This window comes from Pseudoalteromonas sp. Angola-4 (assembly GCF_028599265.1).
In the GTDB taxonomy this organism is placed as follows: Bacteria; Pseudomonadota; Gammaproteobacteria; order Enterobacterales; family Alteromonadaceae; genus Pseudoalteromonas; species Pseudoalteromonas atlantica.
Genome location: NZ_JAQREK010000011.1, coordinates 99,107 through 121,081 on the forward strand (window position 1 = coordinate 99,107; position 21,975 = coordinate 121,081).

Genomic DNA, 21,975 nt, shown 5'->3' on the forward strand with positions numbered 1-21,975 from the left:
TTTAATATTTTAGTAAGTCTCTTAACCAGAGTTCAGGTTAAACAAGTATAGGAATTAATATGAGTGATGAAAAAGAAGTTAATACGCTAAATAAATTGGTACATGATGCGAGAGCTCCACTGAATAGAATTTCTATGAATGCAGAGCTCATTAAACTGGTATTAGAAAACGATATGCCAAAAGACAAAGCGTTAGCAGCACTCGATAAAATAATTTCAAACTGTCAGCAATGTAGCGAAAGCTTGCAAAACATTACTGATTTTAATAACAAGTAGTCATTTAAAATTAGGTATTTACACATAATGAGTAAGCAAAAGCAGCAGGGTAAAACGAATATAACGTGGGCCGCTTTTATTGCAATAGTACTGTGCATTGTTGTTGGCAATGCAGTTTTGGCATTAAGTACTATTCAGGGATTAACGCAAACGCAAAAAAGCTTGGATAACACCAGTTTATTAGCCGATGCTATTGAGCGTCTTCACTTATCAATTGTGCAGGCAGAGTCTGGCCAACGCGGCTATTTACTCACCGAAGAAGAAGACTACTTAATACCTTATTACGATGCGATAGGGCAAATAGAATCGCAAAAGGAGCATGTAAAGTCTTTACACTCTGAAATTGATGGCCAAGCTGAGCGAATTGCTGAGCTATTAGTGTTAACAGAAGCTAAAATTAAAGAGCTTAAACAAACGGTTAAGCTGGCTACTAATGACAAAGAGCGCCGTGCGTTATATGTATTAAATACGCACAGAGGGCGAGAGCTGTACAAAGATATTCGCGTTAAAGTTAATGATATTCAAGACCGAGAATTACTGTTTAAGGTGAGCCACTTTTCTAAGCTGGCACAAATAAAAAATGAAGCAAAAATCACTTTTGCTATTACAGCGGTTACCAGTGCGCTTTTAATAATAGGTATGTTTTTATTAACCCGCCTAAATTTAAGAAACGCGGCTAAATACCGTGAGGAGCTTGAAAGACAAAACGAAACACTTGCAACAAAAGTGTCTGAGCGCACGCAAGAGCTGACCTTATATTCAGATGAGCTTAGCCGCTCAAACCGAGAGCTTGAAGAGTTTGCGTTTGTTGCCAGCCATGATTTACAAGAACCACTTCGAAAAATTCAAGCATTTAGTGACCGCCTAGAAACCATGTTTAAAGATGAACTGGGCGAAAAAGGCATAGATTACATAGGCCGTATGAAAAATGCAGCGCAACGTATGTCTAACCTTATTAACGACTTGCTAGAGTTTTCGCGGGTAACAACGCGAGGTAGAGACTTTGATGACACTGACTTAAAAGGCGTAGTTAACGACATTTTAAGTGATTTAGAAGTTGCCATTAAAGAAAGCAATGCACAAGTAGAGGTGGGCGAACTACCGGTTATACAAGCCGATAAAAGCCAAATGCAGCAGTTGTTTTTAAACTTACTGTCTAACGCTGTTAAGTTTAGAAAGCCAGGTGTTGAGCCACACATAAGCGTAATGTACGAGCACAAAGACGAGTTTAGTGAAGAGCATAACGAAAAAGTGGGTTGGCAAATTATTACCATAAAAGATAATGGTATTGGTTTCTCACAAGAGTATGCTGATAAAATATTTGTACCATTTCAGCGCCTGCATGGGCGTTCGGAATATAAAGGCACAGGGATTGGGCTTTCAGTTTGTAGGCGTATAGTTGAGCGGCATGGTGGGATAATTACCGCTCATAGTAAAGACGGTGAAGGGGCAACCTTCATAATAAAATTACCTGTGGAAACAACGCTTTTCACACTTCAAGGAGAGGCTTAGATGCCGTATTCAAAAGTGAAACCTATTACAATATTAATGGCAGATGATGACGAGGATGATCGCCTACTCACGCAAGATGCGCTAGCCGAAAGCCGTGTATTAAACGAGCTGCATTTTGTGGAAGATGGGGTTGAATTATTAGAGTACTTAGAGCGCAAGGGTAAGTTTGAAGATAAAAATTCATCGCCACGCCCAGGGTTGATTTTGCTTGATTTAAATATGCCACGTATGGATGGCCGTGAAGCACTTGAGGCCATTAAGGCAAACCCAAACCTTAAAGGCATACCGGTTGTTATTTTAACCACTTCTAAGCAAGAAGAAGACATGGTTAAAGGCTATAACTTAGGAGCGGCCTCTTATATTACTAAACCGGTAACGTTTGATGGCTTGGTTGATTTAATGAAAACCCTAGGAAAATACTGGGTAGAATTTGTAGAGCTGCCGACAACGTTTAACGACTAAATAAGTAGCAACATTAAGCCCCTAATTAGGGGCTTATTAAATGCAATTAAAAGGAGGTAGTATGTTAGATAAAGTGACTCGCTTACTTTTAGTAGAAGACGATGAAGATGATTACATTCTCACTTGCGACTACTTAGATCAGTTAGATTCACATACATTTGACATAGAATGGATAAGCTCTCCTGAGCAAGCAATAAGCATTTTAAGTAAAAACGATCACGATATTTGTTTGCTTGATTATCGATTAGGCGCCTCAAATGGGCTAAGTGTATTAAAAAAGGCCATTGCTAATGGATTTAGCGGGCCAATTATTATGCTTACGGGGCAATCTAATGATGAATTAGACTCTGCAGCACTTGATGCCGGCGCGGTAGATTACCTTATAAAAACAGAAATGAGTTCGAGCCGGTTTGCTCGCGCTATACGTTATGCTTTAGCGCGTAAAGATGTTGAAGGCGAGCGAGTAGAGCGTTTAAAAGCCGAAGCAGAGAACCGCTCAAAAGACAGGTTTTTAGCCCACTTAAGCCACGAATTACGTACCCCGCTTTCATCTATATTAGGTTACACAGAGTTACTGCTACAAAGCGACTTTAGCAAACAGGCCGAAAACGAATTAGGGGTTATTTACCGAAACGGTAAGCACTTGCTAAGTTTGTTAAACGACGTGCTCGATTTATCTAAAATTGCTGCCGACAAATTAGAGCTCACCTTAAGTGAAGTAAACTTAGATAGCATGCTGGCTGATGTTTACACCTTAATGCGTGTATCTGTGCTTGATAAAGGCTTAAACCTTCGCTTTGAGTCTCTACAGCCCTTACCTCTTATTGTTAGAGTAGATGCCACCCGCGTACGCCAAATACTCATTAACTTAATCAATAATGCGGTTAAATTTACCGAAAAGGGCGAAATAGTGGTTAGTGCCTGGACCGAGTGGGTTGAAGGCCAAGAAATGCTATTTTTTAGTATTAAAGATTCAGGCATGGGGATTGCCCCTGAAAAACAAGCATTAATTTTTAAACCCTTTGAGCAAATAGCCGATGTAGAATCGCGCTCTGTTGGCGGAGCAGGCTTAGGCCTTGCTATTTGTGCCGAGCTATTAGCGCGTATGCACGGCAGTATTGATTTAACCTCTAGAATGGGCGAAGGCTCTACCTTTACTATTTCGGTGTACCCAGGTGATATAAGTGAAGTAGAACGCCAAGTATTAAACTTTAGTAGTGGCTCGCAACTACAGACAAAATCAGCACCATGCAAAGTGACCGGCCGCGTATTAGTGGTTGATGATTTACGCGATTTACGCATGTTAGTTGGCCATATGATTAGCACATGTGGTGCGCGTGTAGACTACGCCGAACATGGCCAGCAAGCGCTTGAAAAAGTAAGAATTGCCGAGGCGTATCGCTCACCTTACGACATTATTTTTATTGATATACATATGCCTGTAATGGGCGGTAAAGAAGCGACAATAGAGCTTAGAAAAATGGGCTACACAGGCCCAATTATTGCGCTTACTGCCGCCACTATGAAAGGCATACATGAAGAGCTTGCCGCCCTTGGCTTTAACGATGTAATACCAAAGCCCGTTGATAGCTCTTCTTTGTATCAATGCTTACAAGATTACTTAGTATCGCCAGAGCATGCGCCTCAAGCTAAAAACATTCACAGCGACAAAGCTGTAATAGAGAAAAAACAGCGCTTTTTATTGGTTGAGGACGACCAAGATGCAGCGCAAATTACGCAGTTGCTGCTAGAAAGTTTAGGGGTAGAAACCGTTATTACCTCAACGTGTGCACAGTGTTTACAAACCCTCAATCATGACCAACAATTTAATAAGGTATTGCTCGATATGCACTTACCTGACGGGCGTGGTGTAGATTTAGGTAAGCAAATTAACGAACGTTACCCTGACTTAAGCTTAGTGATTGTTAGTGGTGCAGAGCCCGATCCTAAGCAGATCAAAGATTTAAATATTAATCATGTACTTTTGAAACCGATTAACCTGAGCTTATTAGAAACCTTGATCAGCTCGTAATTTAGAAGTTATTTTATGCAGTCGATAAAACTAGAAAGTGAGTTATTAACACCCTCTAAAGTAGTATGCGTTGGGCGTAATTACACCGCGCATATTGCTGAGCTTAATAATGAGCTACCAGATCAAATGGTATTGTTTAATAAACCGAACAGTGCGCTTTCGTCTACCTTATTTGCTACGCACAATAACGACACACTGCACTATGAAGCCGAGCTGTGTTTTGTTATTAAAAATAATGAGTTGGCAGGCGTAGGTTTAGGGTTGGATTTAACTAAACGTACCGTGCAAAGTAAGCTTAAAAATAAAGGGTTACCGTGGGAGCGCGCCAAGGCGTTTAACGGCTCGGTATTATTAACGCCCTTTGTCGCTATAGCGGATGCTGAGCAGGCGTTTACGTTTGAGCTTAAAATTAACGATAACGTTATTCAACAAGGCGATACGCAATTTATGATACATAAGCCTAAAGATATTTTAAGTGAAATTAATGAGTTTATGCACTTAGAAAATGGCGATGTAATAATGACAGGAACGCCTGCAGGCGTAGGGGAAGTGCCTGCAAACAGCGTATTTACAGTAAGCTTGTATGCTAATTCGACCTGCTTGTTATCGCAAAGTTGGCAGGCGCAATAGGATTAAGTATTTGCTGTTGGTAATGCTTAGTAAACTGCGGAAAACTTTGCTCTAACCAAAAACGCTGACTATTTATATAAGCAGGCGATTGTAATACCTGCTTATGTAGCGCTTTATTTATTTTATTAAGCGCCTTGGTAGCAAAATCATTCGGTGCTCTTACTGCACACCCTATAGCCCCTAAAACAAACTCTCTGGGGTCTTCTTCAATTGGTAAACTGACTATATTTTTAAACTTACTGTGGTTGACAAAATAATCCCTCATAAACGGGTAGTCTATTGTGTAATCTAAAAAGCCGCGACTTAAGCGAGCAATAACAGCTTGGCTTTCATTTTCGCTGCTCCAGCTTAGCGATGCTTTATGATACACCGTGGTGTTTTCGATTATTTTATTAATTTTTGAAGTAAACTTGCGCGCTGCGGCTTGACCATACACATATTGCTCGTCTGACAATAAATGAATAAGTTTAATCGGGCTGCCATGCTTCGCGTGTATTTCTGGGGCAAGTTGTTGAGTGGTTAAAACCGAAAAAGGCGGGTAAACTGTGGTTGGGGTAGAAAACTGTAACACCCCATTGGCCGTTTTTTTATGAATAACACACGGAAAGCATACATTATCGCCTTCATTTAAGTGCTTATTAATTCGCTCTTGCGGCACGATTAGTCGCGTATGTTTTACATCATCAATACTGTTAATTAGTTGCTCGGTGAGGTTGTCACAAATACCGCCTTGCGGCGCATGCGAATCTTTATCCATATGAAACGGGGGCGTGTAACTTTGTAACCATACAATTTCTTCAATTGGGTGAGTATTGTCAGCGTACCCGTAACGCATTAAACCACCTAGCACACCGAAAAATATAATTACATTTCTAAGCATAACTCACTAAAAACAATCATTTTAAGGTAACTTTAGTATAGTTTTACTTTGTATATGTTCAAATGTAAGAGAGAAAAAGGCAGTAAAAAAAACTGCCTATTATTTGGGTTTAATATGGCTGCGGGTAATCTTTAAAAATAGTGCCAATTTCAGTTAGCGTGTCGTCGCTTAAAGTTATGCTAAAAGCGTCAATGTCTTCTTTTAATTGGGCCATGCTGGTCGCACCAATAATTGACGAGGTAACGCCATCGACTTGATTACACCAAGCAAGTGCCAATTGGGCTGGGGTTATGCCGCTTGCGTGTGCAAGCTCTACATAACGCTGCGTGGCTTTTTGCGCGTTAGGGGTATCTCTAAAAATGCCATTGCGCTGCATAAATGTCCAACGCGAGCCCGCTGGGCGCGCGCCGTTTAGGTATTTACCCGTTAGCAAGCCAGCAGCAAGCGGCGACCAAGGTAAATAAGCAATGTCTTCATGGATACACTGCTCAATTAAGTAGGGCCAATCTTTAGCGTGCGCTAGGCTAAACTCGTTCTGAATAGACACCATACGCGGTAAGTTATGCGCTTTTGCTAAATTTAAAAATTGGCTAATGCCCCATGGGGTGTCATCTGAAAGGCCACAATATTTTATTTTCCCAGCTTTAACACACTCATCAAGGCCCTCTAAAATATCAAGCATACCCGCCTGTTGTTGCTCAGTATCTACGTCACTAAAAGTGAGTTTACCTGGCCACTGCCTGCCAAAATGTGGGGTAGAGCGATTAGGCCAATGCAATTGGTATAATTCTATGTAGTCGGTTTGTAGGCGTTTAAGCGAGTTATCTACGGCCTCAATGACAGCGCTGCGTGTTATATCGCCGCCATCTCGTACCCACGACAAGCCATTGCCTGCAATTTTGGTCGCCAATACAATATCACTGCGCTTTTGCGCATTGCGACTTAGCCAGTTACCTATAATTTGCTCTGTTTTACCGTAGGTCTCTGGTGAAGGAGGAACGGCATACATTTCGGCAGTATCTATAAAATTAACGCCTTGTGCCAAGGCATAAGCTATTTGCTCATCGGCGTCTTGTTGGGTATTTTGTTTACCCCAAGTCATGCTGCCTAAGCATACTCTAGAAACATCAACACCGCTGCTGCCTAACGGACTGTATTGCATTTAAAATCCTTAAATTATGTAAGATCTTGAGAGTGGATAATTAATACCAATTCGCAATAAGCCTACTTAAGCGAATTGGTGTAGTGCCGATAGTAATGGCTCTGAAATCGCCGCTTTTTGTCCTGTTTTAAAGTCAAACATAACAACTTGAGAATAGCCTGTGGTAGTAATAGCTTGCTGAGCATGGCTAAATACAGAGTAATTCATCATAAAACGGTCGCTTTTTATATCTGAAATAGTAATACCTACGGTTAAGGTATCAGGGAAGGTCACTGGACGTTTATAGCGAATATTGTTTTCACTAATCACCGGGCCTATTCCACCTGGTTTTATCGTATCAAACTGATTTATTTTATTTAGAAAATCGATACGCGCAATTTCAAAATAACGCAAGTACACCACGTTGTTAACATGTTGTAGGGCGTCCATATCGGCCCATGCTACGGTGATATCGGTATGAATAGGGTGCTGATCTTTGAACCTTTGCATGTATGTGTACTCTTAGTTTTAAATGAATGAGGTTATCAATATGGTGTTTGTAGCTCAAGACAATAAATGCCATGTTTTTTTATAAGATGATTGTACCTATTTATTTTTAGGACTACAGTTAAATAACACAGACAACACACACACGAGAACACACATGCAAAATATAATTAATTGGGCTTTAGCCAGTTTAGTTTTTATAGCGTCTTTTGCTTGCTATGCAATGGGTAATGCCTCCGGCGGCATAATGCTTTTAGCTGCGGGGTTTTTATTGGAGTTTGTTTTTTGGCTACATTGCTTTAAAAAATCAAAGCGCTTTAAGCAGCCGTTTTAAAAAAGCTGTTTAAAGCTTGCACGGTTTAACGCGCTACACCTAGTAGCGCTTTTAACTTTAGCAAGTTAAACAGGCTTTAATGGACTTGCTTAATTAAAGTGAATCCTTAATAATGGCTGTATAAATAAACAGTTGTTATGTGGTAATGAAAAAGTTTATTCATATCGACATGGACTGCTTTTATGCAGCGGTTGAAATGCGCGATAACCCCAAACTTGCCAGTGTGCCTTTAGCGATTGGTGGTAATAGCCGTCGTGGTGTGCTCTCTACAGCAAATTATATAGCGCGCGAATATGGTGTTCGCTCGGCTATGTCTAACTACCACGCTAAGCAACTATGCCCCGATTTAGTTATTGTGCCCGGGCGCATGGCGGTTTATAAAGAAATTTCTAACCAAATACGCGCTGTATTTAAACGCTATACCGACCAAATAGAGCCGCTGTCGCTTGATGAAGCTTACCTAGATGTAACCAACAGCACCGCATGCAAAGGCAGCGCAACGCTTATTGCTCAGCAAATTAGAGCAGATATTTATAACGATACCGGTCTTACCGCCTCTGCCGGAGTTGCCCCCATTAAGTTTATTGCCAAAATAGCCAGTGACGAAAATAAACCCAATGGCCAATTTGTGGTTTTGCCGGATGAAGTTGATGCGTTTTTAAATAATTTACCGCTAGGTAAAATCCCTGGTGTGGGCAAAGTAACCCTCGAAAAGCTTAATTTAAAGGGGTTATACACAGGTAAAGACGTTCGCGAGAAAGGCGTTAATTGGATGCAGCAGCACGTGGGGAATTTTGGTGTATCGCTTTATCAAAAATGTGCTGGCGAATATATTGGTAAAGTAACCACTGAGCGAGTGCGTAAATCCCTTAGTGTTGAACACACCTATGAATACAATAAAAATAGCTTACAAGAATGTTTAGATCAGTTACCTAAATTACTGGAAGAGCTAACAGCGCGCCTTAATAAGCAACAGCTACAAAATCGTATTAATAAGCTAAGTGTAAAAGTGAAGTTTGCAAACTTTGTTGTTACCTCAGCGGATCAAGCTCATCATCAATTAAATACTGCTATTTTTACTGAATTACTCTCTAAGGCGTATCAACGCGGTATGCAGCAACCGGTGCGTTTATTAGGTATTGGAGTGGGTGTTAAAAATGAACCTAATTTAAATTTGCAACTGAGTATTCTTGATTAACTACACGCTTTTTTGCAATTTAGAGTGCTTTAGCAAAGTAATTTAAACGTGGTATAAGCAGGGGCTGCCTTTACAAAAAACTATATAGTGGTTGTTAATTTCTTCTTAAAACACTGAGTCACTTTAGTTAGCTGTAAAACCAAGTTGCCAGATTAAAATGAGCTGATCGCAGTTGGCTGGTTTTGTGTTTTTATATCAACGATAATAGCCCCTTATGTTTTCTAACAGGAGTTTTACTTATGGCATATCCTCAAGCGATAGCTGCACAATCACTTAGTGCAAGCTTTGACTCATTTTCTCACGATGCACTTATTATAATTAGTGATGACTTTTCTCAATTAGCCAATAACTCATTAAGTGATGCTATCGAATCACACGCTAAAGTAGATTCTCGTATTGGTAAACAAGTTACGTTTTTAGTGGTTGATAATGTACGCGTTGTTTTAGCGCCTACTGGGCCGCTTAACCGCGATTACGATGATGTAAGACGCTACTTTGATGCCGCTAAGCTAGCGATTAACGAAGCAAAAGCCGCGGGTAGTGTAAACCCTGCTATTTACTTACCAAAATTACATACAGATGCGCGTTACCAGCATGCATTAGAAGTGGCGTATTTAGGCGCATGCCAAGCATTATGGCAACCTTTAGAGGCGCGCGAATACCACGGCGAAAGCATTGAGCCTATTACGCAAATTGGTTTAATAGATGCAAATGAGCAAACAGTTAAAGCTGTAAATGCAATTGCAGCAGGGCAATATGCAGCACGTGACTTATGCGGTACTGAGCCTGAACGTATGGCGCCACCACGTTTTGCTGATTACTGTGTTGAGCTTTTTAAAGGCTCTAAAGTAGCGGTTGATGTGATTGACGATATTAACACGATAGATAAAAACTACCCTATGCTTAGCACTGTTGCGCGCGCATCTTATGCGGTTGAGCGCCATCATCCACGTGTTGTTAAGCTAGAATACGTTCCAGAAGGTGAAGTAACGCGCACGCTAATGTTTGTTGGTAAAGGCTTAGTATACGATACCGGCGGCGCCGATTTAAAAGTAGGCGGTTACATGGCGGGTATGAGCCGCGATAAAGGTGGGGCTGCATCCGTTGCGGGCTTTATGAAAGCCGTGGCAGATTACCAACCTAAAGGCGTTAAAGTTATTTCTTACTTAGCTGTGGTCCGTAATTCAATTGGCTCAGATTGTTTTGTACCAGATGAAATTATCACTAGCCGTGAAGGCGTACGTGTACGCATTGGTAACACCGATGCAGAAGGGCGTTTAGCTATGGGTGACCTACTTAGCGAAATGAAAGATGTAGCTAAAGGTGAAGTTAACCCAACACTGTTCACCGTGGCAACCCTTACAGGCCATGCGGCACGTGCTATGGGCCCTTACGGAGCATATGTTGAAAACGGACCTGCACGTAGCGCTAATACCTCTCGTCAAATAGCGGATTGTGGTGATTTATGGGCAGATGCAGCTGAGGTTTCTCGCTCTCGCCGTGAAGATTACGACTTTATCAAACCGCGTACCCTCGCTGATGATGTTTTATCAAGCAATAATGCGGCCTCTGCTGTTACAGCCCGTGGGCATCAATTCCCTATGGCGTTTTTAGCCGTTGTTGGTGGGCTTGATAAACACGGTAACGACTCTGAGCAGCCGCTTCCTTATGTACATATGGACATTGCTGGTAGTGGTGTTGAAGGCGGTGATTGGCAGCACGGCAAGCCAACCGCAGCATCAGTAACGAGCTTATTTGCACGCTACTGTATGTAATACCAATCCGCAATAATACTTAATCATTTTTCGGGGCTAAACGTGTCGCTATCTGTGTTAAAAAATTCTCATTTAGAACAACTAAATAGCAAATTTTTTGCCTAGCCATCAACACGTTTTTCCATCCTAAAAATAGATCACTTAATTATGCGAAATGGTATAAGCTAAAAACGCTTATGTAATAAAAAGCCCTGTTAATTCAGGGCTTTTGTTTTTTAATTATTTTAATTTAAAGCGATTAACCACGCTCGAAAGCCCTTGGCTACTTTGTTTAAGGTTATCGCTGGCATCGGTAAGTTGCTTTGTATTATTTAGTGATTGCTCGGTTGATTGAGATAGCTCGTTAATACGTAAATTAACCTCGTCAGCGGCTTGCGTTTGCTGCTCGGTGGCTCGGGCTATTTGGCTGTTCATGTCGGTAATTATAGATACCAGCCTTTCTATTTCATTGAGCGATGTATCGGCAGATGAAACCTGCTCTACCGTCGTCACCGACAGTGCTTGGCTTGATTTTACCGCCTCTACTGCCGCTTTAGCGCCTTCTTGTAATTTAGTGATCATGGCTTGAATTTCATCTGTGCTTTGCCCTGTTCTGCTGGCTAATGTGCGCACTTCATCGGCAACAACTGCAAACCCTCTGCCGTGCTCGCCTGCACGAGCCGCCTCTATAGCAGCGTTGAGTGCAAGTAAGTTTGTTTGCTCCGATATACTTCTGATCACATCAAGCACAGAGCCTATATTGTTACTTTCGTTTGCTAAATCTTCAGTTACTTGACTCACTGTTTCTATATTACTTGAGAGTGTTTCTATAGCGGTAATGGTATTCGCTACCACGTTTTTACCGGTTGAGGCATTGTCCGCTGCATCATTGGCAGCTTGTTCTGCGGCGTCGGCATTACGACTCACATCATGAATTTGGTGCGTCATTTGCTCCATGGCGGCAGCTACCTGTGTGGAGCTGTCGTTTTGTAGCTCAATAAAGGAGTGGCTTGTTCTACTTGACTCATCCACCGTGTGAGCGTGTCGGCTTACATCATCAGCACTGTGCGATACATGTACTAACGACTCGCGCATTTTTAAAACAAATAAATTAAAAGAGCGTGACAGCTCTGATATTTCATCATTGCCCGATTCGTTTAGCGTACGTGTTAAGTCACCTTCACCTTGCGATATGTTTTTCATCATGTCTGCGGCAAGACGAGTAGGCGTGAGTATACTTTTACCAATAAAGTAACTTAGTATAATTACAGCAATAATCATAACTAAGGCGCTAATTATGATGAGATTACGCTGCTCGCTAAATGCTTCATCTATTGAATCTAGGTATACGCCTGAGCCAATAATCCATTGCCACGGGCTAAAACCTTTTACAAATGCGACTTTATCTACTGGCTGATCTTTTCCTGGTTTTGGCCATTTATAGGGCACAAAACCTTCTTTTTGTTGTTTTACAATGTTCACCATTTCTACAAATAGTGCTTTGCCATCGGGGTCTTTATTATTACTTAAGTCTTTACCGTTAAGCGCAGGCTTTATTGGGTGCATTACCATTTGGGGCTGATAGTTGTTTACCCAAAAGTAATTTGTTTTGTCATAGCGCAGCGCTTTTATAGCGGCCAGTGCTTGTGTTTGAGCCTGCGCTTGTGTGAGTGTATTGTTTTGTTCAAGCTGGTGGTAATGCTCAATAACACTGTATGCCGTTTCTACCACATTTTGGGTTTTTAGATATTGCTCGTTTTTGAGTGAGCTATATTGATGAGTTAAGCTAGATATACTAAGTACTATTAAGCCAAATACAACAATGGCTATTAACAGTAAAAAACGCTGGAAAATACTGAAACTACGTAGGTTAAGCATTAATTTGTCCTCAATTAGTGTACGCCTTAGCGCATAGAATAAGCGTAGCTAAAAAAAGCGTTTAATCTAGGCTCATTAACTTATTAAGACAAAAAAAAGGCTGATTTTTCAATCAGCCTTTAGTCTATTTAGTCGTCATATGATTATTTAACATCAAAATGTCGATTAAAGAAGTTTGTAATGGTTTGGTGTAAATGTGTTTGCACCTGTTTACCGCGTAAGCTGTGTTTTGAGCCTGGGTAGGTCATCATTTCAAACTGTTTTTCGTTATCTTGTAGTTGTTTAAATAATTTAGTGGCGTGGGTAAATAACACGTTGTCATCGGCCATGCCATGGTAAATCATTAATGGGCCTTTTAAGCCATCAGCGTATGGGAATACAGCGCTGTCTTCGTAGCCTTTGGCATTGGTTTTTGGATGACCAAGGTAGCGCTCAGTGTAATGGGTGTCGTAAAGTGCCCAGTCAGTAACTGGTGCACCTGAAACACCGGCTTGAAAGTAATCGCCCGCTTTAAACATGGTCATTAGGGCCATGTAGCCGCCATAACTGTGGCCATAAATACCAATGCGTTGTGGGTCTACGTAATCAAGCGTGCGTAAAAACTCAACCCCTTTAATTTGATCAGCTACTTCTACAACACCTAAGTGTTTGTAAATAGCATCTTCAAACTTTTTACCACGGTTGTATGAGCCTCGGTTATCGAGCTGAAAAATAACATAGCCTTGTTGCGCCATGTATTGAAAGTACAAGTTTTTGCTGCGCCAGCTATTTGTAACGCGTTGTGCATGCGGGCCGCCATATACATTAACAATTACTGGGTGCTTTTTACCGTCTGCAATATTACTTGGTTTAAACAAGCGGTAATGCATTACTTGGCCATCTTCAGCTTTAATTGTGCCGTACTCTGGAGTTGCTAAATCACTTAAATAAGGTGTTAATGGGTGGCTATCATCAAGCTTATTTTGTTCAAGCCATGTGATAAATTCGCCATTTACTTTACGTAGTGCCGCCGAGTTAGGCTTGTTTACCGATGAGCTATTATCAATAAACGTTTTGCTGTCTTTAGCCATTACCACTTTGTGGTATTGGCCTTGTTCGGTAATGCGCTTAATATTGCCTTTTTTAAACAGTGGTGCGCTGTATAAATGGCTTTCAAGCGGGGTGTCTTTACGTCCTGCAAAGTACACTATGCCTTTTTTCTCATCCACGCCTTTTAAGCTATCAACAACCCAGTCTCCTGAAGTGATTTGTCGAATTAGCTGGCCATTAGTGCGGTACAAATAAAGGTGTTTAAAACCATCGCGCTCAGAAGCCCATACAAAATGCTTTTTGTCTTTTAAGAAATGCAGATCAAAGTTTAAATTGATCCACGTATCGCTGTTTTCTGTTAACGCTACTTTTTGCGTTTTAGTATCGCTATTGTAAAAACGTAGTTCTAACTTATGTTGTGAGCGATTTTGCCATTGATACGAAAGGGTAGTGCTGTCTTTTAGCCATTTAGCACGTGCAATGTAAATGTCTTTATCGTCACCTAAATCAACCCAGTCAACGTTTTGATTATTTAAAGACACAACGCCAAGTTGTATTTCAACGTTGTCTGTGCCTGTAAATGGGTAACGCTGATTAAATAGCTTTACTTCGTCTGCATAAATTTCGTTACGGATAGCTTCTTTTACTGGGGTTTCATCTACGCGGGTAAATGCAATTTTAGATTCATCGCCAGCCCACCAGTAGCCAGTCATACGGCTCATTTCTTCTTGTGCTACAAATTCGGCCATGCCGTTTTTAATAACGCCGCCGCCATCTTTGCTCAGTTGTATTTCTTTACCTGAATCAAGTGCTAAAGCGTAAAGGTTTTGCTCGCGAATAAACGATACATAGTTACCTTTAGGAGAAAAACGGGCATCGGTTTCAAACGCTTCTGTATTGGTAAGTTTTTTACTTTTACCAGATGCAAGCTCGTAATAATACAGGTCACCATTGAGTGGGAATAACAGGGCTTTGCCATCTTTAGACCATTTATACTCTAAAATACCTTTACCAAAAATACGTTGGCGTTCGCGGCGTGCTTTTTCCTCATCAGAGAGGTTTTCTGGGCCTGAAAACAGCTTTGCAGAATCAACCAGTATTCTGTTGGTGTTATCTTTTAAGTTGTATTCCCATAAATCATAACGGTTGTAGTCATCGGTTTTACCTTGCAGGTAAGTTACGCGGCTACCGTCTGGTGAAAACTTAAGTTGTACGGGAGCTTTACCCGACAAGCTCGGATCATCAAAAATACGCTCTAGCGATAATGGTTTTGCTTGTACGCTCAGTGCGCCAACAGCTAGCGGTAGTGCGAGGGTTAAGTGTTTTATTTTTTTTAGCACAAGGTTGCCTTAGCTTATTATAAATATTGTATTAAATGGTAAAGCTAAGCGTGTGCAACTGCAAATAAATGCTATAAAGTGGCCATTATTAAAGACTAACTAGGATGTGACGATGACGAACCACACTTTTAAACTCGCCCCAGAGCTTAAGCGCGATTGTATAGAACTGGCAGATTGGCCTTTATGTAAGGTGCTATTGCTTAACGACAGCCAATATCCTTGGTTTGTATTGGTGCCCAGAAAACCTAATTTAAAAGAGATCATCGATTTATCTGATGCCGATCAAATTGTATATTTAAAAGAGTCGGCCAAACTCAGCAAGCTTATTATGCAAGTGTTTAGCCCTGATAAATTAAACGTGGCCGCTTTGGGTAATATGGTGCCGCAATTACATATTCATCATATTGCACGTTTTACAACTGATGCTGCGTGGCCTGCACCGGTGTGGGGTAAGTTTCCTGCAAAACCATACACAGATGAGCAAATAATAGCGCTAAAAAAAGCGCTGCAGTTATAAACTACAGCGCTTTATTAAACTATTACAAAGTATTACGTGTTGGGTTAGTTAAGGCCTAACACGTCTTTACCTTGTTTAAAGGTTACATCAACCGGAATATTTGCTTGGCTTAGTTTTTCTAAGTCTTTAGCAAGCTCTTCTTTAATATCGCCATGAGTGGCAATTAGTTGATCTACTTTTTCGTAATCGCCGTCACCTTGTAATGTTAAAATTAAGCGCGACAGCTTAGCCATAGCCACGCCCATTTTTTCCATATTTACACGGTATAAACCCTCTTCATTTTTAGAAAAAGCGCCTTCTTGAGCAAAAAAGTTAAAGCGGATCATGTTGGCTTTACCATGTGCGCTTGATGCACCAAAACGTACTGAGCGGAAAATACCCGCCATAAAGGTGGTGTAGTAATCTTCTAATGTGCCTTCGGTAATTTCGCCTTTTTTAAGTAACTGCTCAACCATGTATAAACCTAAAATATCGGCTTTACCTTCTTCAAGTGCACTTGCGTGCTCTTGTAATGATTGGCGCACAGTGCCTTTATTTGTAATGGTGTTTTTAATACCTAGGCCATGAGCCACTTCGTGAAACATGGTATTGGCAAAAAAGGCGTTAAAGGTAATATGCTTACGTTGCTCAGGTACAATTAACTGCTCAGCAATTGGCACTAAAATTTTATCAAATTTTGCACGCATTGCGTTTTTAAGCTGCAGGCGACGAGTGCCTTTTTCAAGCTGTACTTGCTCATCGTTTGGTAAGTTAATGGCAATGGTTTTGCTGCCCGCATTTGAGTGACCTGCATAGTAAACCACATCGTAAGCATTTAAATCGGCGTCTGAGCCTGGCACTTCTTGCTTATATTTAGCATCTACCGGTAGACCTTTTTGAAGCTCTGGTAAAAAGGCCGCAAATTTAGCTAGGCGCTCGCTCCATTTTAAATCTTTAATTAGTACATACGACTCATAAGCAGAGCGGTAGCCGAAGAGTTGATCTTCGTAGGTTTCAATTGGGCCAATAACCACATCAACTGGGTTATTTTTCATGTCCATCCAGGCAAAGTCAGAACCCTGAAAATCATCTTTTTGTAGTGCATCAGCACGTAGGTTTAAGTAATTAGCAAATTCTTTGTCATCGGCAAGCTTACTGGCTTCACGTAATAAATCTGCTGCTTTAGCTAACTCCTCAGCGTATTCTTTTGAGTAAGGCACGCTGTAAAGGTTACCTTGCTCATCACGTTTAATTAATGAATAAAGGCCTTTTTTATCTTCTACGTCGGCGTTATTTAGCTCTTCTTTTGTTATGTCGGCTGGGTAGAATTGTGCGCCAAGGGCTTTTTCTTTGTAGCCTGATAAAAACGGTTCGTCACCATTTAAACGATCCCAAGGACCGTAGTTAATATCAGCAAATTTACGTACTTTTTCATCACTTAGTTTTGCTAAAAAAGCGTCTTTATTATCGCCAAAAGCCTGCTTCCAAAATAGCTCGTCCATAATTTTAGAGGCATCGATAAGCTTAGCAACCATGGCTTTTTGATTCTCACTTAAATGAGATAGGTCGGCTTCTAGGCTAAAGTCGGTGTAAATATCTAAACGTTGTTTATCAATATTAATTAAATCTGGGCCAGCTTGCGCGGCACTTTTTTGAGCAAGTTCTACACCTGTGGCTTCGGTCGAAGAGGGGGCTTGCTCTGAGCATGCACTAAGAAAAACGACGCCTGAGAGTAAAATTGCTTGGCTAATTTTGTTTAAGATCATTTGATTGCCTGTTAAAAAAGTAAGTTTAATTATTTGTACGCTTAAATTTAATTGCTAGCGCGTACAAACGTTTCCTTATAGTGACTGCATTAAAGCAAAACTAAATGGTAAATAGCAAGTGTTTGGCGGTGTACCGCGCCTACAGGCGATAATAACAATTAATTTATATAATTTTCTTAACTTTATCGGTAAGTTAGATAATACTCATTGTATTACTCATTTTATCCGAGGTTAGCAGTTGCATTGCGGCCCAGAAACAAAAGGATGACAGTTCTATGTCTACAGAAAATGCACTATTAACGATTTTGGTTGATAGAATCAATAACGACACTTTGGTTTTACCTACGTTACCTGAAGTTGCAATTAAAGTGCGCCAAGCGGCCGATAACCCTGATGTAAACCTAATGCAAATGTCAGACGTGATTGGGCAAGACCCGGCTCTTTCAGCGCGCATGATTAAAGTGGCTAACAGTGCAATTATGGGCCGAGCGGTTAAAGTGTCTAACTTACAGCAAGCGGTTACGCGCATTGGTTTACGCCAAATTAAAAATATAGCAACCGCAATGGCAATGGAGCAGCTGTTTGTTTCTAATAATGAGCTAATAAAAGGCTACATGAGTAAAGCGTGGCAAAAAACGTTAAATGTGGCGGGGCACTCAATAACGCTTATGGCGTTTTATTTACAAAATAATAAACGTACATCGTTAAATAGTGACGCTATTACGTTGGCGTCGTTGGTATATAACATTGGTGTACTGCCTATTTTAACCGAAGCTGAGCGCCACCCAGAGGTGTTTGCTAACCCAAGCTTTTTAGCGCATGCAATTCAAAAGCTCAGTGGTAAAATTGGTGGCTCAATTATGGGAGCGTGGGAGTTTCCACCTGAATTTGTAAATGTTGCTAGACATTGGGCAGACCCTACGTATCGCCCTGAAGAGATTGGTTATGTTGATTTTATTCGTATTGGCGCTATTTTAGAGGGGACTTTACAGGTTTCTGATAAATCAGCGGCTTTACAAACCTACATAGATAAAGGCGTTATTCCTTCTATGCAGCTATTTTCAAGTGACGAATACAACGACATGCTCGAAAATGTAAAAGACACATTTAGCTAATTAGCAGTTATAAAGGTAAAAGCAAAAAGCACGACTAAGTCGTGCTTTTTTTGGTTTTAATAGTGCTTATAATTTTAGCGTTTTATAAATCTTCTGCATCACCTAAACCGGCCGTCAGTTCTTCAAGTAGTAGCTTTATTTCTTCTGAGGCTAAAATAAAGTCAGCATCTAATTTAACCGCCATATCTTCTTTAGGAATACCGGCGTTTTCTTCTTTTAAAGTTTCTGAGTAGCTTAAACGCTTGATAGAGCCATCGTTTTGCAGCATAAACTTCAGGCGTTCTTGCCAATCAAGTGCAAGTTTGGTCACGCGTTTACCATTTTCTAGGTGCGATTTAACTTCATCACACGATAAATCATGACCTTTTAGTTTAACCTGCGCGCCACTGTCGTCGGCTTCTTCTAGCTCAGCATCAAAGCCTATAGCAAAGTTTTCAGGGGTGCTGAAGTTAGTTAACCAATCAGTTAAAAATACATCTAGGTCGTAGTTTGCAAAAGCAGGTACTACCGGTAATGTGCCCAGAGACTTACGCAGCAATGCAAGTAGCTCTTCTGCTTTATTAAAACTGCCGCTGTTTACTACAACCCAACCGTTTTCTTGGTCAATAAAAGCAAACTGTAGGCTCGATTTTTTAAACGCTTGAGGTAATAAGGTAGTTAAAATGTTTTCTTTTAACTCGTCTTTTTCTTTCTTTTTAACAGGGCGGTTTTCTTCCGCTTCTATTTGATCTACTTTTTCGGCAACCATTTCATTAACAACAGATGCAGGCAGCACTTTTTCTTCACGTTTGGCACACACTAAAATGCTTTTTTGTGAAAAATGCGCCAGCGAGTCACCATGCTTACCAAATGCTTTTGTCCAACCAAATGTAGAAAGGTCTTGAGAGCCACAAGGGCGAAATACATCTTGTTCTAACGCTTTTTCAAACTCTTCTTGAGTGTACGAAACATCTTGCTTAAAGCGATAACAAATCAGGTTACTAAACCACATAAGGTAACTTTTCCATCTTTTAAATTTGCTCAATCATAGCAATAAAATGGGGTTCTCGAAATGGCTGATTTTAAGCAAAGCCGTTATTGATTAAATAATGGCTTTGGCATGTTTTTAGGAAATTCAATATGGTAATGAAGCCCTTTGCCAGGCTCACTGCTTGCCTCTATTGAGCCGCTAAGTGTTTGCTTAACTAAGTTAAAGGTTATGTGTGTGCCTAACCCACTGCCGCCTTGGTCGCGTTTTGTCGTAAAAAATGGGTCAAACAATTTGGCTAATTGCTCTTTTGTTACGCCATTGCCGTTATCGGTGTAGTCAATAATAAGGAGTGTGTCATCGGCGCTAATATTTATATCAATATTGCCCTGCGCAATATTATCAAAACCATGAATAATTGAGTTCATAATTAAGTTAGTAAAAATTTGGCTAATTGCCCCTGCAGGCAGGTTAAGAACTAAATCATCCGGACACTGTAAATTTATGGTGTGCTTGGTTTTTTTAAGTTTAGGGTGGAGCGATAAAATTACTTCGTTTAAATAATCTTTAAAGTTAATTGTTCTTACAGCTTCACTGGCTTGGTCTACCGCTATTTGTTTGAAGCTAGCAATAAGCTCAGAGGCTCTATCAAGGTTGGTTGTAAGCAAGCTTGTGCTTTGCTTGGCTTCGTTTATAAATTCTTCTAATGCTTTGGGCGATAACTTTTTTTCTTTGTAGGCATTTTCTAACGTGTTTAAACGCTCTTGTAAAAACGATATAGCAGTTACACCAATCCCTATAGGTGTATTTATGTCGTGTGTAATACCGGCGACTAATCCGCCTAGTGCAGCCATTTTTTCGGTGCCTACTAAGCGCTCTTGAGCAAGGCTTAGCTCGTCTAGGTAGCGTTCAAGCTCTTTTTGTTTAGTTAATAATTCTTCTTCGGTATGTCTGCGTAAATCAACTTCTTCGGTTAGTACCAGCTTTTGTTTTTCTAGTTCGTACTTTTGCTGTTGTAAATCCATCATAGCTTGGCTTAAGTTTGACGTTTTACGGGCAACATCTTGTTCAAGCTGTATATTGTGCTGGTCGAGCTTTTCGTTACTAACAATCAACTCACGTTGGGTATGCTCAAGCTCTTTTCTGTATTGAACTACTTTATCTATTAAGTTATTAAAAGACTGCTCCATAACGTTTAGCTCGTTATGCTCTTCGGTCTCAATGTCTATGTGTTGACCTTCTAAGTCATCAAGCTCTAAGTTTTCTATTTGATCGGTTAACTCGTTTAAAGGGTCGGTGAGCAGCTTTCTAAATGCCATTAAAAACAGAATGATCAAAAAGGTGGTTTTGATCATGGCGTTACCAATTAAAAAGTAAATAGATACCATTATTCGGCTAAATACCACATCGCGGCTAGAGAACAAGGTCACATCACCTACTTGAGTAGCGCGCCCCGAAAATTCAAAAATTAGGGGGAAGGTATAGCCAAAGAGACCCGATTTGGTGTCCTCTATAATGACTTCCTCTTGTACGAGTTGTTGGTTATAAAGTTTGTGTATATCCAAAGAGCGCCCCAGCTGCGAAATAATTTCACCGCTGTCGTCGCGCACTATAATGCCCTCCACCATAGGTATAGCAAGTAAGCCTTCTGCGGTTGTAATTGTTTGCTTTGTGTTTAGTTCCCAAATTGCGCGTGTTAAGCTTCGGCTAAAGGTTTTTTGTAGCGTACTTAGCTCATCACGAATGTAGTCTTTAGTATTTACAAATTCTGCAAGCACCTGTCCACATGTCACCACAAAGGTAAGCAAAAAATACACTGATAAAACATTAGTTAACAATTTCTTAGAAAGGCTTTTTTGTAACATATGGGATTTACTCATCCGGTGTAATTATATCTAAGTTGCAATTTCTAACTTAAAAGTTAGTCAATAAAACCTTAAAAATAAATAAAAAATTTATATTTTAAAGAGATAGCCCAGCTATTGAGTCGTTTTGTTTTAATAATAGTGCACTAAACTGATTTAAATTAATTTTAATGTCTACTGAGATTACAAAAACGATGATTTTTAATAGGCAGCTAAGGCAATTATTAATAATATTTAACGTTTTATTGTAAGGTTACAGTATTACATTATGCGAACAAGCAAAGTGTTAGAGTTTTAGGAACGTGTTAGAATAGCAAAAACCAACGGACGGCTCGTTTTTATAATTTTTAGAAGGTTATTTTAGTAGTTAACATGATGAAATTTTCTATATTAGTGTGTGATGACTCCACTGTTGCACGCAAACAAGTTGTGCGTTGTTTAAATGAGTGCGTGAGTGCCGACATTCAACAAGCCGCAAACGGGGCCGATGCGCTGGCGCTTTTACGCTTGCAGCAATTTGATCTTTTGTGTTTAGACTTAACCATGCCAGAAGTTGACGGCGTACAAGTGCTGGAGCGCATCAAGGCAGAAAAAATAGAGTGTTTTGTACTGGTGATCTCCGCTGATATACAACAACAAATGAAGCAAAAAGTCGCGCAGCTTGGTGCCATCGACTTTATAAATAAACCTATTAATAAATCGGCCTTAAGTGAAGTTTTGCATAAATTTGGCATTCATTAGGTTTTTTCATGTTCAAAAAGGCTGTTTTATCTTTTAATTTGGGGTTGACAGCA

At 40.4% G+C, this 21,975-nt stretch carries 18 protein-coding genes; 10 read left to right on the forward strand and 8 right to left on the reverse strand.

Translation table 11 applies throughout. The features are described 5' to 3' along the window. Positions 1–59: 59 nt before the first annotated feature. From PSH48_RS13610 to PSH48_RS13630, 5 genes are all read left to right on the forward strand, one after another. On the forward strand, positions 60–275 hold the full coding sequence (locus PSH48_RS13610) for a hypothetical protein (protein ID WP_004588505.1): 216 nt from the start codon (positions 60–62) through the stop codon (positions 273–275). Positions 276–302: 27 nt separating this feature from the next. Next, on the forward strand, positions 303–1,787 hold the full coding sequence (locus PSH48_RS13615; protein ID WP_273611748.1) for a sensor histidine kinase: 1,485 nt from the start codon (positions 303–305) through the stop codon (positions 1,785–1,787). Then, the gene (locus PSH48_RS13620) at positions 1,788–2,249 is read left to right on the forward strand and encodes a response regulator (protein ID WP_024031669.1); all 462 of its coding nucleotides are present in this window, start codon (positions 1,788–1,790) and stop codon (positions 2,247–2,249) included. Between the two features lie 61 nt (positions 2,250–2,310). Further along, on the forward strand, positions 2,311–4,281 hold the full coding sequence (locus PSH48_RS13625; protein ID WP_029774157.1) for an ATP-binding response regulator: 1,971 nt from the start codon (positions 2,311–2,313) through the stop codon (positions 4,279–4,281). A 15-nt stretch (positions 4,282–4,296) separates the two neighbouring features. Beyond that, complete coding sequence (locus PSH48_RS13630; RefSeq protein WP_138684363.1) at positions 4,297–4,911, forward strand: fumarylacetoacetate hydrolase family protein; 615 nt, start codon at positions 4,297–4,299, stop codon at positions 4,909–4,911. On the opposite strand, the gene PSH48_RS13635 is transcribed toward PSH48_RS13630, so the two are convergent. The 3 genes from PSH48_RS13635 to PSH48_RS13645 form a co-directional block, all read right to left on the reverse strand. Next, positions 4,868–5,746, reverse strand: coding sequence for an ABC transporter substrate-binding protein (locus tag PSH48_RS13635; RefSeq protein ID WP_273611749.1), 879 nt, complete (start codon positions 5,744–5,746; stop codon positions 4,868–4,870). The genes PSH48_RS13630 and PSH48_RS13635 overlap by 44 nt on opposite strands. Before the next feature lie 154 nt (positions 5,747–5,900). Beyond that, positions 5,901–6,953, reverse strand: a complete 1,053-nt coding sequence (locus PSH48_RS13640) for an aldo/keto reductase (protein WP_273611750.1) — start codon at positions 6,951–6,953, stop codon at positions 5,901–5,903. 66 nt (positions 6,954–7,019) lie between these two features. After that, positions 7,020–7,442, reverse strand: a complete 423-nt coding sequence (locus PSH48_RS13645) for an acyl-CoA thioesterase (RefSeq protein ID WP_004588512.1) — start codon at positions 7,440–7,442, stop codon at positions 7,020–7,022. A 476-nt stretch (positions 7,443–7,918) separates the two neighbouring features. On the opposite strand from PSH48_RS13645, the gene dinB reads away from it, so the two are divergent. Next, on the forward strand, positions 7,919–8,971 hold the full coding sequence (gene dinB / locus PSH48_RS13650; protein ID WP_024031675.1) for a DNA polymerase IV: 1,053 nt from the start codon (positions 7,919–7,921) through the stop codon (positions 8,969–8,971). 239 nt (positions 8,972–9,210) lie between these two features. After that, positions 9,211–10,746, forward strand: coding sequence for a M17 family metallopeptidase (locus tag PSH48_RS13655; protein WP_004588515.1), 1,536 nt, complete (start codon positions 9,211–9,213; stop codon positions 10,744–10,746). Positions 10,747–10,965: 219 nt separating this feature from the next. Here the strand turns inward: PSH48_RS13655 and PSH48_RS13660 are convergent, their stop codons facing one another. Beyond that, positions 10,966–12,603, reverse strand: a complete 1,638-nt coding sequence (locus PSH48_RS13660) for a methyl-accepting chemotaxis protein (RefSeq protein ID WP_273611751.1) — start codon at positions 12,601–12,603, stop codon at positions 10,966–10,968. Between the two features lie 143 nt (positions 12,604–12,746). After that, positions 12,747–14,972, reverse strand: coding sequence for a S9 family peptidase (locus PSH48_RS13665; protein ID WP_004586850.1), 2,226 nt, complete (start codon positions 14,970–14,972; stop codon positions 12,747–12,749). Between the two features lie 112 nt (positions 14,973–15,084). Here PSH48_RS13665 and PSH48_RS13670 point away from each other — a divergent pair, with 112 nt between their 5' ends. Next, entirely contained in the window at positions 15,085–15,489 is a 405-nt protein-coding gene (locus tag PSH48_RS13670; RefSeq protein WP_273611752.1) for an HIT domain-containing protein, read from the forward strand. Positions 15,490–15,533: 44 nt separating this feature from the next. Here the strand turns inward: PSH48_RS13670 and PSH48_RS13675 are convergent, their stop codons facing one another. After that, the gene (locus PSH48_RS13675; protein WP_055254716.1) at positions 15,534–17,234 is read right to left on the reverse strand and encodes a dipeptidyl-peptidase 3 family protein; all 1,701 of its coding nucleotides are present in this window, start codon (positions 17,232–17,234) and stop codon (positions 15,534–15,536) included. Between the two features lie 275 nt (positions 17,235–17,509). Between PSH48_RS13675 and PSH48_RS13680 the strand changes: the two genes are divergently transcribed. Beyond that, a complete protein-coding gene (locus PSH48_RS13680) occupies positions 17,510–18,349 on the forward strand; it encodes an HDOD domain-containing protein (RefSeq protein ID WP_004586853.1) in 840 nt (279 codons plus the stop codon). Positions 18,350–18,431: 82 nt separating this feature from the next. Here the strand turns inward: PSH48_RS13680 and rdgC are convergent, their stop codons facing one another. Both rdgC and PSH48_RS13690 read right to left on the reverse strand, forming a co-directional pair. Further along, positions 18,432–19,340: a recombination-associated protein RdgC gene (gene rdgC / locus PSH48_RS13685; protein WP_273611753.1), complete on the reverse strand. Its 909-nt coding sequence runs from the start codon at positions 19,338–19,340 to the stop codon at positions 18,432–18,434. An 83-nt stretch (positions 19,341–19,423) separates the two neighbouring features. Next, positions 19,424–21,181, reverse strand: a complete 1,758-nt coding sequence (locus PSH48_RS13690; RefSeq protein ID WP_029773775.1) for a sensor histidine kinase — start codon at positions 21,179–21,181, stop codon at positions 19,424–19,426. Between the two features lie 372 nt (positions 21,182–21,553). On the opposite strand from PSH48_RS13690, the gene PSH48_RS13695 reads away from it, so the two are divergent. Next, positions 21,554–21,922, forward strand: a complete 369-nt coding sequence (locus PSH48_RS13695) for a response regulator (RefSeq protein ID WP_024031682.1) — start codon at positions 21,554–21,556, stop codon at positions 21,920–21,922. The last annotated feature ends 53 nt before the right edge of the window (positions 21,923–21,975 follow it).